The organism is Plesiocystis pacifica SIR-1 (genome assembly GCF_000170895.1).
Taxonomy (GTDB): domain Bacteria; phylum Myxococcota_A; class Polyangia; order Nannocystales; family Nannocystaceae; genus Plesiocystis; species Plesiocystis pacifica.
On record NZ_ABCS01000059.1, the window covers coordinates 25,760 to 41,345 of the forward strand.

Below are 15,586 nucleotides of genomic sequence, written 5' to 3' on the forward strand. Positions count from 1 at the left end.
CAGCGCTTTGGGCCCTCGGTGGGGCCCGCTGGGGAAGCGAGCGCGGTGTGAGCTTCTTCAGGGGCGGGAGCCCCCGAAATACGGAGTGGATCCGGGCCAAACCAGCACTACCGTCACCGGCGACCCATCCCCCGATGGGGCGAGCATGAGCTGGCTCGCCCGGGCTACACGGGGCATGTGGGCCTGGGGCGAAACCGCCCGGACGGCGTGATGGGCGCCTGCTCTTCGAAGAAAATCACGTGACCGACCTGCTCGCTTCAAAACGACCGTACAGCGGCCTCGCGTCCGTGCGACTTTTGCTTCCCACGACGGTCGAGGGTACCGTCCTCTGCGACGTGTAGGGGCTCTGTGCACGAGCTAGCACACAAGATCTGTCCAAACTGCGACGCGCGGGTTCAGGACGGGCATCGATTTTGTCCGGCCTGCGGGACCGATCTGTCCGAGGTCGAGAGCACCGACGGTGATCCTTACGTCGGTCGCGAGATTCACGGGCGATATCGCCTGGAGTCGCTGATCGGCGTCGGCGCGATGGGCCGCGTCTACAAGGCGGAGCAGACCGCGCTCAAGAAGGCATTCGCTGTCAAAATCTTGAGCCCGCAGCTGACCAACGACCCGGACTCGCAGGCGCGCTTCGCAAACGAGGCGCACAACGCCGCGAGCTTGAACCACCCCAACGTGGTCTCGGTCGTGGACTACGGCCGGACCAACGACGGCGTCACCTTCCTGGTGATGGAGTACATCGAGGGCCGCTCCCTCGAGCAGATCATCTATGACGAGCACCCGCTCCCGCGCGAGCGCGTCGCCGACCTGACCCTGCAGATCCTGGCCGCGCTGACCGAAGCCCACGGCCTCGGGATCCTCCACCGCGACCTCAAGCCCGAGAACATCCTGGTCCAGAGCCTGCGCACCCGCGGCGAGCTGCTCAAGGTGCTCGACTTCGGCATCGCCAAGCTCATGGACGAGTCGCCCAACGCCCAGGCGCGGCCGGGGCTGACGAGCCAGGGCGTGGTCTGCGGGACGCCCGAGTACATGTCGCCGGAGCAGGCCTGCGGCCTCAAGCTCGACCAGCGCTCGGACCTCTACGCCGTCGGCGTCATCCTCTATCAGATGATCACGGGGCGGCCGCCCTTCGAGTCGGAGATCGCCGTGGAGATCCTCCACCGGCACATCAACGAGGAGCCGATCCGGCCCAGCGAGCTCATGGGCACCGAGCCCGATCCGCTCGAGTCGGTGTGCCTGCGCGCCCTGGCCAAGGACCGCGAGGCCCGCTTCGACGACGCCGCCGCGTTCCGCGAGGCCGTGCTCGGCGCGACCCGCATGGGCACCTCGACGCAGATCCACTGCGCGAGCTGTGGCGCGGTGATGAAGGCCTCGGACCGCTTCTGCGCGTCCTGTGGCGCCGCGGCCCCCGACGGCATCAGCACCTTCCGGCATCCGGCCTCGGGCCAGCGCAAGGTCACCCGGCGCTCGACCCGTGCGCTGCGCCAAGCCACCGGTGAGGCCACCGCCGAGGTGCTGCTCCGGGCCATGCCCCAGCGCCTCGCCGGCGAGGCCGCGAACGCCCTGCTCGAGGCCGGACAGCAAAACCTCGACGCGCCCCGCCGCGGCCTGTTCGCGCAGGTCATCGCGGGCGGCGCGGGCATGGGCAAGACGCGGCTGCTCGACGAGTTCGCCGAGCGGGCCGAGAGCGCCGGCTGGCAGGTGGTCGCCGCGGGCTGCGAGCCGACCAGCGCGATGACGGCGCTGTGGCCGATCCGCGCCGCCGTGGGTCAGCTCCTCGACGTCGATCCGCGCACCGCCTCGCCCGGCGACATCGCCCGCGCGGCCAGCTTGATCGGCCTGTCCTACGAGTCCCTGCCCGGGCTCAACGAGCTGTTCGGCGTCGGCGTCGGCCTGGGCTCCATCGAGTACGCCGTGCGCCGCCGCGAGTGCTTCACCTCCGCGGTCCAGGCGCTGACCGAGAGCGCCGGCGGGCGGCCGCTGCTGCTCGTGTTCGACGACGTCGATCGCTGGGACGCGCCCTCGCGGCGGATCCTCCAGCAGCTCATCGGCGCCCACGTCAGCGTGCCGATCCTCGTGCTCATCGGCACGGCCGAGGCCGACCGGACCTGGCTGCGCAGCCCCGTCGTCGAGCTCGAGGCCCTCGACGCCGCGGCCATGGCCCAGTGGGCGACGGGCCTGAGCCAGGACGACTCGGGGATGATCGCGCGGCTGACCTCGCACGCGCCCCTGAGCCCCTTCGAGCTCGAGCTGGCCCTGCGCTGCCTGCCCCCCGAGGGCGAGCGCGTCAACTTCGAGGATGCGATCCGCGGGTGGCTGCAGCGCCTGTCCGGACCCGAGCGCCAGGTCCTCGAGCTCGCCGCGATCCTCGGCGAGCGGGCCGAGTACGACGACCTCGACGCCCTGCGCTCGGCCGACCCCACCGGCCAAGAGGGCGACGTCGCCCGGCACCTCATGGCGCTGCAGCAGGCCGGGCTGATGGTCCCCGTGGGCGAGGGCTCGTGGGCCTTCCGCAGCCGGCGGATCCGCGAGCTGGTCCTGTCGACGATCGAGCGCCGCCGCAGCAAGCACCTCCACCGCGAGGCCGCGATGCGCTCCGAGAGAGCTCAGCTCACGCCCACGGTCCGCGCCCTCTACCTGCTCCGCGCCCAGCCCGGGCGGGTCAGCGACGACCGCGGCCGGCTCAACACCGTCGAGCTCATCGAGGCCCTGCGCGAGGCGGCCGTCAGCGCCGTCGCCTCCTTCGACGATCCCAAGGCCGTGCGCCTGCTGAGGACCGCGCTCAAGGCTTGCCGGCGCCTGCCCGACGAAGAGCGCCTGCACCACGAGGCCAACCTCATCGCCGAGCTGGTCGATCCCTTCTGCTACACGGACCGCGTCGACGAGGCGGTCAGCACCCTGCGCAAGTTGATCCGCAGCGGCACGGTGCCCGAGAGCGAGCCCGAGCTGCAGCGCGCCCTGGGCCGCTGCCTGGTCCGCAAGAAGGACTGGGCCGGGGCCATCGAGGCCTACCAGCGCGCCCTCGGCCCGCTCATCGCCCAGGGGCGCCAGCGCGTGCTCTTGCAGCTCTACGCCGACCTCGCCCGAGCTCGGGACGCCTTCGGCCAGCACGACAAAGCCCTCGCCGAGCTGCGCGAGGGCCTGGACATGTGCACCTTGGGCGACGGCCCGCGGGCCAACCTCGACGTGTCGATGTGGCGCTACCTGCTGACCTTCGCCGAGCTCTACGAGCGCGGCGGTCAGCTCAAGCAGGCGCGGGTCTGGGCGGAGCACGGGCTGTTCCAGGCCGAGCGGCGCAACGAGGACCTCGGCCGCATGCGCGCGCACGAGACGATCAGCCGGCTGCTCCGCGCCCTGGGCCAGCACATGCTCGCCGAGCAGCACGTCGGCCGCGGCCTCGAGGTCGCGCGCAAGCTGGGCGACCGCCGGACCAGCGCGCAGCTGCTGCTCCTGCGCGCGCACCTGCGTGCCAGCTCCGGGCGCATCGACGACGCGCGGCGCTTCCTCGACGAGGCCTGGCGCCTGGCCGAGCTGCTCGAGTGGGCGCGGGGCATGGACATGGCCGATCGCGCCCGGGCCGAGCTCGACGGCAAATAGCCCACGTGCAACCCGCTTGCGATTCGCGCAATAGGGGCGCGCTCTGGCCTTCTTCGCGACGCAGTGGGCACGGAGTTTCAGGCGAACAATTGAGTCAAGGCACGGCGTCGACGCCGTCTTCGGGCCTCGAGCTGAGCCTGAATTGCGACGCTGGAAAACAGCCCAATGTGGGTCACGAGCCCGTCTACGGCCGTTTGGCGAGGCATCCCCGCCGGCCGAGCCGTCCGCGAGTTTGTGCTAGGGTCCCGCGGCTAGGGTCCCAAACGCCCGCAGAGAATCAACATGCCAGCTCGACGTCGTTCCCCCCTGTTGCGCCTCGCCCTCGGCTGCGCCCTCGTCACGCCCCTCGCTGGCGCGTTGATCGTGGCCCCGGCCGTCCACGCCAAGAAGAAGTCCAAGCAGGACTCGCTGAAGATCAGCCTCGACATCAAGGACTTCACCCTGGACAACGGGATGGAGGTCTACGTCATCGAGGACGACTCGACGCCGGCGTTCAACATCAACATCACCTACGACGTGGGCTCCCGCGACGAAGAGGTCGGGCACACGGGCTTCGCCCACTTCTTCGAGCACATGATGTTCCAGGGCAGCCAGAACCTGCCCGACAACGCCATCGGTGAGTACACCGAGCGGGCCGGCGGCAACATCAACGCCGCGACCTCCTTCGACCAGACCTTCTACTACCACAACATCCCGAGCCAGTACCTCGACATGGTGCTGTGGGGCGAGGCCGACCGCCTGGCCAACCTCGAGATCACCAAGGAGGCCTTCGAGGCCCAGCGCGCCGCCGTCAAGTCCGAGAAGGACCGCGGCGACAACCAGCCCTTCGCCAAGGGCATCGAGCAGATGATCGGCGAGCTGTTCGAGGGCACGCCCTACTCGCACATGCCGATCGGCTACCTCGAGGACCTCGACAACGCCAAGCGCGAGGACGCCGAGGCCTTCTTCAAGACCTACTACAAGCCCAGCAACGCCGTGATGGTCATCGTCGGCGACGTCGAGTTCGAGAAGGTCAAGGAGCGGGTCACCCACTACTTCGGCGAGATCCCCAAGGGCGACCCCAAGCCCCCGGTGGTCGAGTTCGAGGTCAAGCGGGGTCGCAAGATCGAAAGGCAGGTCAGCGACGACAAGGCCCAGCAGACCCAGTGGATCTGGGCCTGGCCGACCGTCGGCGACGATCACCCCGACCGCGCCGCCATCGAGCTCCTCGGCAACATCCTGTTCGGCGGCCAGTCCTCGCGCGTGCCCAAGCTGATGACCGACGACAAGAAGTGGACCGCCTTCGCTGGCGGCGGCCACCTGTTCGCCTTCCGCGACGCGGGCGCGATGCTGTTCTTCGGCGTGCCCACGACCGAGGGCGAGAAGCACCTCGACGAGGTCAAGACGGCGCTCGCCGGTGAGCTCGACAAGGTCGCCAAGAAGGGCGTCAGCTCCAAGGAGCTCGAGAAGGCCGTCAACGCCCAGCTGATGCAGACCATCTCGACCTTGCAGACCAACGCCGGCCGGGCGATGGCCGTGGCCAACGGGGCGCTGTTCTACGACGACCCCAAGCGCGTGCTGACCGACATGGACCGCTACTCCGAGGTGACCACCAAGGACATCAAGCGCGTCGCCCAGACCTACTTCAACGACAACTGGGTCTTTTACGAGATGGTGCCCGCGAACAAGGCGAGCAAGTGACCTGCCGACTGGCCGCGACCAAGGACAAACCCATGACCCGCACCAAGCTTTCGCTCACCAGCTCCCTCGCCAGCCTCGCCCTGCTCGGCTCCCTCGCCGCCGGCTGCGACAAGAACCAGCCCGACCTCGAGCCGCCCCAGGACGACGGGACCGCCCAGACCGAGCCCGAGGCCGACCCCGAGCCCGCGCGCGTCTACCCCGAGCCGCCCGCGCCCACCGAGCAGCGCCCGGTCAACTTCCCCGAGGTTCAAAAGTACGAGCTGCCCAACCGCCTGTCGGTGATCATCGTCGAGAACCACGAGGTCCCCCTCGTCGACGTGCAGCTCGTCGTCAAGGCCGGCACCATCCACGGCGAGCTCGTCGCCGGGATGACCGCCTCGATGCTCACCGAGGGCACCAAAAAGCGCACCAAGGCCAAGATCGACGAGTCCATCGAGCAGGTCGGTTCGAGCCTCAGCGCCGGCGCCGGCGAGGAGAACGCGTTCATCACCACCCGCGTGATGACCCCCGACCTCAAGCTCGCCCTCGACCTGGTCAACGACGTCGTCCAGAACCCCAAGTTCGACGACGAGGCCCTCGGCAAGCTCAAGGAGCAGCAAAAGACCGCGGTCAAGGGCGAGAAGTCCGACGGCGGCGCCCTGGCCCAGCGCCTGGTCTCGCAGGTGCTCTACCCCAAGGGTCACCCCTACGCCCAGCCGTGGTCGAGCGACGCCGACATCGACGGCGTCACGGCCGAGAGCCTGCGCGAGTTCCACAAGACCTGGTACCGGCCCAACAACGCCTACCTGATCCTCTCGGGTGACGTGACCAAGGCCGACGTCGAGAAGCTCGTCGAGAAGACCCTCGGCAAGTGGAAGCCGGCCGAGTCCTTCCCGAGCCACCCCCTCGAGACCTTCAAGCCCGAGGACTACCAGGGCGCCGTGCCCACCGAGCTGACCGTCCACATCGTGGACCGCAACCAGATCAGCTCGGACATCATCATCGCCAACATCAACTCGGTCGCCCGCAACAGCCCCGAGTGGCACAAGATGGCCGCGGTCACCAAGCTGTTCGGCGGCGGCATGAGCTCGCGTCTGTTCCGCGACATCCGCGAGGACAAGAAGCTCACCTACAACATCAACTCCTTCCAGTCCTCGCAAAAGGCCGTCGGCGCCTTCGCGATCGTGACCCAGACGAAGGAGGCCGGTGAGATGCTCGGCCTGCTCTTCGACCACGTCGAGCGCCTGCGCACCAGCGACCCCAGCGAGACCGAGTTCAACGCCACCGTGAACAACATGGCGCTGAGCTTCCCGCTGCAGATCGAGACCGCCGGTCAGATCGCCGGCAAGGTCCGCACCATGCAGACCTACGGCCTGCCGGACGACTACTACAACACCTACATCGACGACGTCCGCGCCATCACCATGGCCGACATCCAGGCGACCGCGGCCAAGCACATCCACCCCATCCCGGTGATCGTGATCGTCGGCAAGGCGATGAAGGTCGAGAAGCAGCTCAAGGACGTGAAGGCGCTCGAGGGCGCGAAGATCATCAAGTACAACACCGAGCTCCAACCGATTTGAGCAGTCTTCATGCTCGAGAAAGTCGCCCCCACTCGGGGGCGATTTTCGTTGGTTGCGGAGTCTAAATCTCGAGCTCGATCAGCCGGGCTTCCCCGCTGGCGATCACCCCCAAGCTCAACCGCTCGCCGTAGACCTGCACGTCGACCGCCCGGGGACTCAAGGCCTCCGGATCCGCGACGTTGAAGGGCGCCGGAGCCCAGTCGAAGCTCAGCACCTCGACCAGCTCCCCAAAGGACGCTGCCCCGAGCTCCACCCGCCCGAGGTGCACCGTCGCTGCGCCGGCGTCTTCGATGTCCTCGACGATGCAAAAGCAAGGCGGCTCCGGCGGCGGGTCCGGATCCTTCGGGTCGGTGGCGCAGTGCTTCACCCAGCTCGTCGTCCGCAGCCGCTGCTGCCGAATCCACGCGACCCACAGCCGCCCCTGGCGATCCCGAGCCACGGCCGCCGCGTCCGTCTCGACCCCGACGCGATCGTCGACGCAGGGATCCCCGCAGCTGTCCGCCTCGGCGTCGTACTCGGGCGTGAAGCAGATCGGCGGCAGCGCGGGGGTGTCGGGGATCGCCACGGACACCCCCGGCCCCACGAGGGAAAAGCCCTCGTCCAGGCCAACGAGCGCGACGGGCTCGAGGCTGTCGTCCTGGCCGCCGGCTTGATAGGCGGGCCCTGCCTTGCGCGCGAGGGCCCAGCTCGTGGGCGCCTGGCTCAGCCCGTCGAGCAAGACCACGCCTTCGCTGTCGTCGACGCCGAGGTGGGCGCGCAGGCTCTCGCCCAAAACGCGCAGGTCGAGCTCGAGGTCGTCGCGGGTGAGGCTGTGCGGGCCGTGGCTCTGGTTTTGGCTCGGACTCTGGCGCAGGGTCTCGATCCAGGCGGCCTCGGCCTCGAGGTCGTCGCTGGGCGCTTCGAGCAGGTGGTAGCGGGAGCCGGCCTCGGTGAACCACGCGTGGACCCGGCCCTCGGCGTCGACCTCGAGGCCGAGCAGGTCGAGCCAGGCTTGCTGACTCGTGAGCGGCTCGCCAAAGTACACGCCGCCCACGCTCGGGCGCAGCAGCCACAGCAGCTGGCGGTCGTCGAGGGTCCCGCCGACGTCCACGCCCGCGAGCAGGACGCGGCCGAGGCCGTCGGGGACGAGGTGGGGATCGACCAGGGGCAGCTGGGGCACGGGGACCTGCTCGGCGACGCTGCCGCTGCCCTGGCCGTCGGCGCGGAACAGGTAATTGCCGTTGAAGCTCGCCGTGCTCAGGTGCACGCCCGCCTCACCGCCGGCTACGCGCAGGGTCTGGTCGCCGAAGTAGGGGTCGTCGGGGCAGGTGATCCGCAGGTCGCGGACGAGGGCGCAGGCTCCGTCGGGGCAGCTGGGCGTGGGCGTGGGTTCACCCAGACGCACGCGCTCGAAGAAGGCGCAGGGCGGGGGCTGCTCGTCGACGGGGGCGGCGTTGGTGCCCCCGCCAGGATCGGGGATCACCTCCTCTTCGGCAGGGACGCACGCGAACGTGAGCGTGACGACGCCCAGCCAGGGCCCAAAGCGACGCATGCAGGGAAGTTGCCACGGGAACGGGGCGTCGAGCGAGGGCGAAGCTGCGCAACTCTCCGGGACATGGAGGGACAGAACTGGCGAGCTCTCGCGCTCCTCGATACAAACCCCGAGAACACCATGTGCGGCATCATCGGCTACACCGGCTCCCGTCCTTGCGCCCCCTTGCTCGTGGAGGGGCTGCGCCGCCTCGAGTACCGAGGCTACGACTCGGCGGGGGTTGCGATCCTCGACCCCTCGCGCACGCCGACGACCGCCGTGACGCGCTGTGAAGGCAAGATCGCCGCGCTCGCCGGGCGCCTCGAAGCCGAGCCCATCTCGGGCACGACGGGCATCGGGCACACGCGCTGGGCGACCCACGGGCGGCCCTGCGAGGCCAACGCCCACCCCCAGCGGTCCGGGCGCGTGTGCGTGGTCCACAACGGGATCATCGAGAACCACGGCAAGCAGCGCGAGGCCCTGCGCGCGCGCGGCCGGAGCTTCGCCAGCGAGACCGACACCGAGGTCATCGCCCACCTCATCGACGAGCTCTACGACGCCCGCGCGGCCGAGGGCGGCCCGGTCGATCTGCTCGAGGTCGTGCGCGCGGCCCTGGCTCAGCTCGAGGGCGCCTACGCCGTCGGCGTCGTCCACGACGAGCACCCCGGGACGGTCGTCGCGGCGCGCCAGGCTTCGCCGCTGTTGGTCGGCCTGGGCGACCAGGATCGCGAGCCCGAGTGCTTCATCGCCTCGGACGTGTCCGCGATCCTCGAGCACACGCGCACGGTCGTCGACCTCGAGGACGGCGACATCGTGCGCATCGGCGCGGGCGGGATCGAGGCCCACCTCGACGCCGCTGGCGAGGTCGTGCGTCGGGGCAAGCGGCGCATCGACTGGAGCCCGCTGGCCGCCGAGAAGCAGGGCTTCAAGCACTTCATGCTCAAGGAGATCTTCGAGCAGCCCCGGGCGGTCCGCGACACGCTGATCGGCCGGCTGCGCAGCGAGGACGCCAGCCCCTCCCTCGAGTTCGCCGAGCTCGACGCCCGCGTGGACGTGCGCGCCCTGGCCGAGCGCCACAAGATCACCATCGTCGCCTGCGGGACCTCGTGGCACGCGGCCCTGGCCGGCAAGTACCTCATCGAGCAGCTCGCGCGCATCCCCGTCGAGGTCGATCTGGCCAGCGAGTTCCGCTACCGCGAGCCCATCGTCCGCGAGGGCGACCTGGTCCTGGCGATCTCCCAGTCCGGCGAGACCGCCGACACCAAGGCCGCGCTCCAGGAGGCCCAGCGCCTCGGCGCCACGGGCCTGGCGATCTGCAACGTCGTCGACTCCTCGATCGCGCGCCTGGCCGACGTGGTGCTCTACACCCACGCCGGCCCCGAGATCTCCGTGGCCTCGACCAAGGCCTTCACCACCCAGCTGACCATGCTCAGCATGCTGGCGATCCACCTCGGCAAGCAAAGCGGGGCGATGGCCGACGCGCGCGCCCAGGCCCTGCTCGAGGGGCTGCGCGAGATGCCCGTGGCGATCGACGCCGTGCTCGGGGTCCAGGCGGCGATCAAGATCATCGCCCGGCGCTGGGTCGGCGCCCGCGACTGGCTCTACCTCGGCCGCGGGCTGAGCTTCCCCGTCGCCCTCGAGGGCGCGCTCAAGCTCAAGGAGATCAGCTACGTGCACGCCGAGGGCTACGCCAGCGGCGAGATGAAGCACGGGCCCATCGCGCTCATCGACGACAGCGTGCCCGTGGTCGTGCTCGCCCTCGAGGGGCCGGGCTACCACAAGACCCTCGCCAACCTCGAAGAGGTGCGCAGCCGCGGCGGCAAGATCATCGCCGTGGCGACCGCAGGCGACGACGCCATCGGCGACGTGGCCGATGACGTCATCTTGGTGCCCAAGGTCGACGCCTTCTTGCAGCCGATCCTCGCGTCCGTGCCCCTGCAGCTCCTGGCCTATCACGTGGCCGACCTCAAGGGCACGGACGTCGACCAGCCGCGCAACCTGGCGAAGTCCGTGACGGTCGAGTAGGCGCGGGCGCTCAGACCGTCGAGCAGAACGCGGCTTCGTACATGCAGTCGCCGTAGGCGGGGCGGGCCCGCGGACGGGATTGCGGGGGATCTCGATTTTTGAACGCGCGAGCCTCGCGCCTTGCTCCAAGCAGGTCCGCGTGCTTGGCGCAGCCGCCACGAAGAGGCATGGAGCGCTCTCTGGCCGCAAAATTCACCTCGATATTGAAATCAAAATTCACTTCTTGATCGAGCTTCGGCGTCCCGCTATACCGATCTCAGACGTTGAAAAAGACTTTCAACGCCAGGACGGAGCCAACCCCGCATGCTCGTATGCATCTGTAAAGGAGTCTCGGACCGCCGCATCAACGAAGAGATTCGGCGCGGCGCCTGCAGCCTTCGGCAGATCCAAGACGGCTGCCAGGCGGGCACGGACTGCAAGGCCTGTGTTCGGCAGATTCGGCAGATGCTCACCACCCAGGCCCGAGCGCCGCGAGCTTCCTCCGAAGCCAGCTGAGCCGACCGAAGTCGATAGCAGTTTTCATCTCGGCCCTCGCGGATCTCGAATCCCGGGGGTCGATGAAATTGGGTCTCAGTCGCGAGCGGGCAGCTCGAGTGCCATCGCAATTCAGCGATTGCAAGGCGCGTTTGCGCTGATAGCTTGGCGCTTCATGAAGGGCAGCACCAAGGTCATCGAGCTTCTCAACGAGGTCCTCACGGCGGAGCTCACGGCGATCAATCAGTACTTCATTCACGCGAAGATGCTGAAGAACTGGGGCTTCAACAAGCTCGGGGATCACGTCTACCGCGAGTCCATCGACGAGATGAAGCACGCCGACGAGATCATCGAGCGGATCCTCTTCCTCGACGGGATCCCCAACCTCCAGCGCCTGGGCAAGGTCAACGTCGGCGAGACCGTGCCCGAGCAGTTCAAGCTCGACCTCGACATGGAGTACGCGGCCCACGAGCGCTTCAACCGGGGCGTCGCGCTGTGCCGCGACGAGGGCGACAACGGCACCCGCGACCTGCTCGAGCGCCTGCTGGTGTCCGAGGAGGACCACGTCGACTGGCTCGAGACGCAGCTCAACCTGATCTCGACGCTGGGTGAGACGGCCTACCTGGCCGAGCAGATGTGAGCCGCGGACAACCCCGCTGAACCAACGAAGAAGGCCCGCACGCGCGGGCCTTCTTCGTTGGTTGGAGGGGCGCCGGCTCAGGCCTCGAGGGCCGGGCGCTCTTCGGGCTGACCGGCGGCGACGGTGCGCCGGGCGAGCCACAGGGCCAAGACCGCGTTGCCCGCGAGCCACAGCCGATCCCAGCCCGCGCCGCCGGGGATGCCCTCCATGAGGGTCGGCAGGACCACGGCGCCGTGCACGAGGATCGCGGCCCAGCCGAGGCTCAGGCCGGCGAGCAGGCCGCGCAGGCGCTCGACCTGCAGCAGGGTCAGGGTCAGCAGCAGGGGAATCAGCGCAGACAGGAACAGGCCCGAGCCGATCCACGTGGTCGCCGTGCCGGCGGCGTAGGCCAGCGGGGTCGTGAACGCGCCGACGGCCAGGCCCGCGCCAGCGGCGAGGCCGAGGCCCGCGCCCAGCTTGCGACCGACGGAGCTGCCCGGGCCCGCGCCGAGGCCGGTCGCCACGCCCGCGAAGCCCAGACCGGCGAAGCCGAGCAGCGCGAGCAGGCCCGCGAAGCCGATGCGCTCACCCCGGTAGCCGACCAGGCTGTTGCCCTGGGCCTTGCCCTTGGCCGCGAGCACGGCCTTCTCGGCGTCGATGATGCCCGCGCCGTACTCCCGGTCCCAGTTCTTCTTGTTGGGATGGACGGCGGTGTTCTTCATGATCCGCTCGACCTCCTTGGGGTTGGTGACGCCCGAGGCGACGACCAGGCCGGCCACGCCGGCGGCGTGGGGCGAGGCCATGGAGGTGCCCTGGAACCACAGGTAGTCGTTGCGCGAGGGGTCCTGAATCCGAATGGTGTTCTGGAGGACGCCGTCGGGGTGGCCGTCGCCGTTCTTGTCGCTGCGGGTGTCGCCGCCCGGGGCGGAGATGTCGAGCTGCTTGCCCCAGTTGGAATAGAAGGTCCGCTTGCCGCTCCAGTCCGTGGCCGCGACGGCGACGGAGCCCTCGTAGGCGGCGGGGTAGGAGACCCGCGAGCGCTTCTCGTTGCCCGCCGCGCACACGACGGTCACGCCCTTTTCGTGGGCGTAGAGGACCGCCTTGGCCATGACCCGCGAGGGCAGGGGGCCGCCGAGGCTCATGTTGATGACGTCGGCGTCGTTGTCCGCGGCGTAGCGGATCGCGTTGGCGATGGACGCCACGGAGCCGCCCCCGCTCGCGCCGAGGACCTTGAGCGGCATGATCTTGGCCTGGTGGGCGACCCCGGCCACGCCGATGCGGTTGTCCGTGGCCTGGGCGATGGTCCCGGCCACGTGGGTGCCGTGGGCGTGGTCGTCGAGGCCCTCGGGCAGGCCGTTGTTCACGAAGGTCTCGCCGTGGACGAACTCGATGCCGGCCAGATCCGGCACGGCCCGGGCGTCGACGTTCTTCCAGCGCAGGTCCTTCCAGGCCACGCCGGTGTCGATGACGGCCACCGTCGCGCCCTTGCCCCGGGTGTGCGTCCACGCCTCGGGCGTGTTGATGGCGTCGAGGTGCCACTGCAGCGGGTACATGGGGTCGTTGGGCTCAAAGCGCGGGCGCCGGGGCTTGGCGATGTCCGCGTCATCGTCGAGCTCTCCGAGCTCTCCGGTCACGGCCACGAGCGCGTCGTCGGGCAGGGAGTAGCTGACGTCGGCCTCCATGCCCTCGATGAGCTCGGCGTACTGGGACAGCGCGTGGTCCCCGGAGCGCAGCTCGTCCTGGAAGCGCTGCAGCGCTTGGGGGGTGCCGTGGACGCGCCACAGGTGCTCGGTCTCGGAGTAGAAGCCCGCGGGCTCCGCGGTCAGCCCGGGGATCGCGTCGATCGCCGCCATCAACTCGGCGAGCTGGGCCTCGCTCCCGCCCTCGCCGCGTTCGGGCTCGACGAGGTCGAGGAGCAGCTGTCGCCCGTCCTGCCCGGCCTCGAGCTCCTGGGCGATGGTCGCCTCGTCGATCGCGGCGGCGGACAGGCCCTCGTCGCGGTCGTGGTGTTGCCAGGCCAGGAGGCAGCTGAGGCCAAAGAGAGCGGTTCCTGCGAGGACGGTGGGAGCGTTGGAGCGACGTTTCATGGTGGTGGCGGTCCGGAGACTCGAAATTATAGGGGATGGCGGCTGCCATGCACGGAGGGGACCGCGAAACTCCCTTCGCCCCGAGGCCACGCGCGCGTTGTCGACTGTTCAGAGGCCGCGCGCAGGGTCTGAGGGCGCCGTGCGGGCCCTCCTCGGATGGGCGGCCGTCGTCGCGGGGTCGCGGCGGACCCACGACAGACCTGCCATGGACCTGCCATGGACCTGGGACGTGCGCGCTCACCCGAGCACGCGCCGACTCGCGCCCAAAGCAGCGCGCGTTCGTGTTACTGATGCAACGCTGGTCGGCCCCGGAGCGGGGTCGACCCCGTCCCCATGTCCGTGGTCGTACGCCAGCAGCTCCGAGGATCGAGGGTCCCCGTGTTCGCGTGCTCGGTTCGTACGGCCCCAGCGAGGAGCACACCTTGAAAGTAGGCATCCCCAAGGAGGTCTTCCCCGGCGAGCGCCGGGTGGCGACCACTCCAGAGACATCCAAGCGCCTGCAAAAGCTCGGCTTCGAGGTCCTCGTCGAGTCCGGCGCGGGCGCGAAGGCGGACTTCTCCGACGAGTCCTACGTCGAAGCTGGCTGCACCATCATCGAGACCGCCGAGAAGCTGTGGGCCGAGGCCGACGTGATCGTCAAGGTCCGCGAGCCCATGGACCACCCGGAGCTCGGCAAGCACGAGGCCGAGCTGCTGACCGCCGACAAGCTGCTGATCAGCTTCATCTGGCCGGCCCAGAACGAGGCCCTGGTCGAGAAGCTGAAGGCGAGCGGCGGGACGGTCGTGGCCATGGACGCGATCCCCCGGATTTCGCGGGCGCAGAAGATGGACGCGCTCTCGTCCATGGCCAACATCGCCGGCTACCGGGCGGTGGTCGAGGCCGCGCAGCACTTCGGCAGCTTCTTCACCGGCCAGTTCACGGCCGCCGGCAAGGTCCCGCCCGCGCGGGTCCTGGTCATCGGCGCGGGCGTGGCTGGTCTGGCGGCGATCGGCGCCGCTCGAGGCCTCGGCGCCATCGTCCGCGCCTTCGACACGCGCCCGGCGGTCAAGGAGCAGGTCGAGTCCATGGGCGCCGAGTACCTGACCCTCGAGTTCGAGGAGGACGGCACCGGAGCCGGCGGCTACGCGAAGGTCATGACCGAGGCCTTCATGAACGCCGAGCGCGAGCTGTTCGAGGAGCAGGCCAAGAAGGTCGACATCATCGTCACCACGGCGCTGATCCCCGGCAAGCCGGCGCCCTTCCTCATCACCGAGAAGGCGCTGCAGAACATGCGCGAGGGCTCGGTGGTCGTGGATCTGGCGGCCGAGCGCGGCGGCAACTGCCCGCTGGTCACCGCCGACGAGGTCACGACCAAGCACGGCGTGACCCTCATCGGCTACACCGACCTGCCCAGCCGCATGGCCAACGTGGCCTCGAACCTCTACGGCAACAACATCTTCCACCTGCTCGACGACATGGGCGGGGCCGAGGGCTTCAAGGTCGACGAGGACGACGAGGTCGTGCGCGGGGCGCTGATCCTCAACAAGGGCGAGATGCGCTGGCCGCCGCCCAAGATCGAGCCCTCGCCCAAGGCCGCGCCCAAGCCCGAGGCCAAAAAGGACGCGCCCTCGACCCCGGCTCCGGCCCCGGCGGCGTCCAAGCCCAAGAAGAAATCCAGCGGCCACCACGGCCCGCCCGTGACCGAGCCCAAGTGGTGGCCGATCATCGTCGGCGGCATCGCGCTGCTCGGGGTCGGCCTGAGCGACAACCCCGACTTCCTGACGCACTTCACCGTCTTCGTCCTGGCCTGCTTCATCGGCTACCAGGTCGTGTGGAACGTGGCCCCGGCCCTGCACACCCCGCTGATGTCGGTGACCAACGCGATCTCCGGCATCATCATCGTCGGCGGCATGCTGCAGCTGGGCGGGGACATCGGCAGCCCAGCCCTATGGCTGGGCGCCGCCGCCATCTTCTTCGCAACCATCAACATCGCGGGGGGCTTTTTGGTCACCCAGCGGATGTTGAAGATGTTCACGAAATAGGAGACCGACCA

Annotated in this window: 9 protein-coding genes; 7 read left to right on the forward strand and 2 right to left on the reverse strand. The window is 69.3% G+C overall.

Features of this window, described 5'->3' with window-relative positions:
• The first annotated feature begins 348 nt into the window (after positions 1-348).
• From PPSIR1_RS43815 to PPSIR1_RS25740, 3 genes are all read left to right on the forward strand, one after another.
• Positions 349-3,597 carry a protein kinase domain-containing protein gene (locus PPSIR1_RS43815; RefSeq protein ID WP_006974114.1) on the forward strand — a complete coding sequence of 1,083 codons (3,249 nt, stop codon included), beginning with the start codon at positions 349-351 and terminating at the stop codon, positions 3,595-3,597.
• A gap of 282 nt (positions 3,598-3,879) precedes the next feature.
• Positions 3,880-5,277, forward strand: coding sequence for a M16 family metallopeptidase (locus PPSIR1_RS25735; RefSeq protein WP_086001694.1), 1,398 nt, complete (start codon positions 3,880-3,882; stop codon positions 5,275-5,277).
• 32 nt (positions 5,278-5,309) lie between these two features.
• Positions 5,310-6,839: a M16 family metallopeptidase gene (locus PPSIR1_RS25740; RefSeq protein WP_157595985.1), complete on the forward strand. Its 1,530-nt coding sequence runs from the start codon at positions 5,310-5,312 to the stop codon at positions 6,837-6,839.
• 61 nt (positions 6,840-6,900) lie between these two features.
• On the opposite strand, the gene PPSIR1_RS25745 is transcribed toward PPSIR1_RS25740, so the two are convergent.
• The gene (locus tag PPSIR1_RS25745; protein ID WP_006974117.1) at positions 6,901-8,370 is read right to left on the reverse strand and encodes a hypothetical protein; all 1,470 of its coding nucleotides are present in this window, start codon (positions 8,368-8,370) and stop codon (positions 6,901-6,903) included.
• 120 nt (positions 8,371-8,490) lie between these two features.
• On the opposite strand from PPSIR1_RS25745, the gene glmS reads away from it, so the two are divergent.
• From glmS to bfr, 3 genes are all read left to right on the forward strand, one after another.
• Positions 8,491-10,374: a glutamine--fructose-6-phosphate transaminase (isomerizing) gene (gene glmS / locus PPSIR1_RS25750; RefSeq protein ID WP_045116752.1), complete on the forward strand. Its 1,884-nt coding sequence runs from the start codon at positions 8,491-8,493 to the stop codon at positions 10,372-10,374.
• Between the two features lie 303 nt (positions 10,375-10,677).
• Positions 10,678-10,869, forward strand: coding sequence for a (2Fe-2S)-binding protein (locus tag PPSIR1_RS46530; RefSeq protein WP_086001695.1), 192 nt, complete (start codon positions 10,678-10,680; stop codon positions 10,867-10,869).
• A 154-nt stretch (positions 10,870-11,023) separates the two neighbouring features.
• The gene (gene bfr / locus PPSIR1_RS25755) at positions 11,024-11,488 is read left to right on the forward strand and encodes a bacterioferritin (RefSeq protein ID WP_006974119.1); all 465 of its coding nucleotides are present in this window, start codon (positions 11,024-11,026) and stop codon (positions 11,486-11,488) included.
• Between the two features lie 77 nt (positions 11,489-11,565).
• On the opposite strand, the gene PPSIR1_RS25760 is transcribed toward bfr, so the two are convergent.
• Positions 11,566-13,554, reverse strand: coding sequence for a S8 family peptidase (locus tag PPSIR1_RS25760; RefSeq protein ID WP_006974120.1), 1,989 nt, complete (start codon positions 13,552-13,554; stop codon positions 11,566-11,568).
• 386 nt (positions 13,555-13,940) lie between these two features.
• Between PPSIR1_RS25760 and PPSIR1_RS25765 the strand changes: the two genes are divergently transcribed.
• Positions 13,941-15,575: a Re/Si-specific NAD(P)(+) transhydrogenase subunit alpha gene (locus PPSIR1_RS25765; protein WP_006974121.1), complete on the forward strand. Its 1,635-nt coding sequence runs from the start codon at positions 13,941-13,943 to the stop codon at positions 15,573-15,575.
• Positions 15,576-15,586: the final 11 nt, after the last annotated feature.

Excerpts from the sequence above, each read along its gene's own strand:
- bfr (WP_006974119.1), top strand. The coding sequence starts at position 11,024 with ATGAAGGGCAGCACCAAGGTCATCGAGCTTCTCAACGAGGTCCTCACG.
- PPSIR1_RS46530 (WP_086001695.1), top strand. The coding sequence starts at position 10,678 with ATGCTCGTATGCATCTGTAAAGGAGTCTCGGACCGCCGCATCAACGAA.
- PPSIR1_RS25745 (WP_006974117.1), bottom strand. The coding sequence starts at position 8,370 with ATGCGTCGCTTTGGGCCCTGGCTGGGCGTCGTCACGCTCACGTTCGCG.
- PPSIR1_RS25735 (WP_086001694.1), top strand. The coding sequence starts at position 3,880 with ATGCCAGCTCGACGTCGTTCCCCCCTGTTGCGCCTCGCCCTCGGCTGC.
- PPSIR1_RS25740 (WP_157595985.1), top strand. The coding sequence starts at position 5,310 with ATGACCCGCACCAAGCTTTCGCTCACCAGCTCCCTCGCCAGCCTCGCC.
- glmS (WP_045116752.1), top strand. The coding sequence starts at position 8,491 with ATGTGCGGCATCATCGGCTACACCGGCTCCCGTCCTTGCGCCCCCTTG.
- PPSIR1_RS25760 (WP_006974120.1), bottom strand. The coding sequence starts at position 13,554 with ATGAAACGTCGCTCCAACGCTCCCACCGTCCTCGCAGGAACCGCTCTC.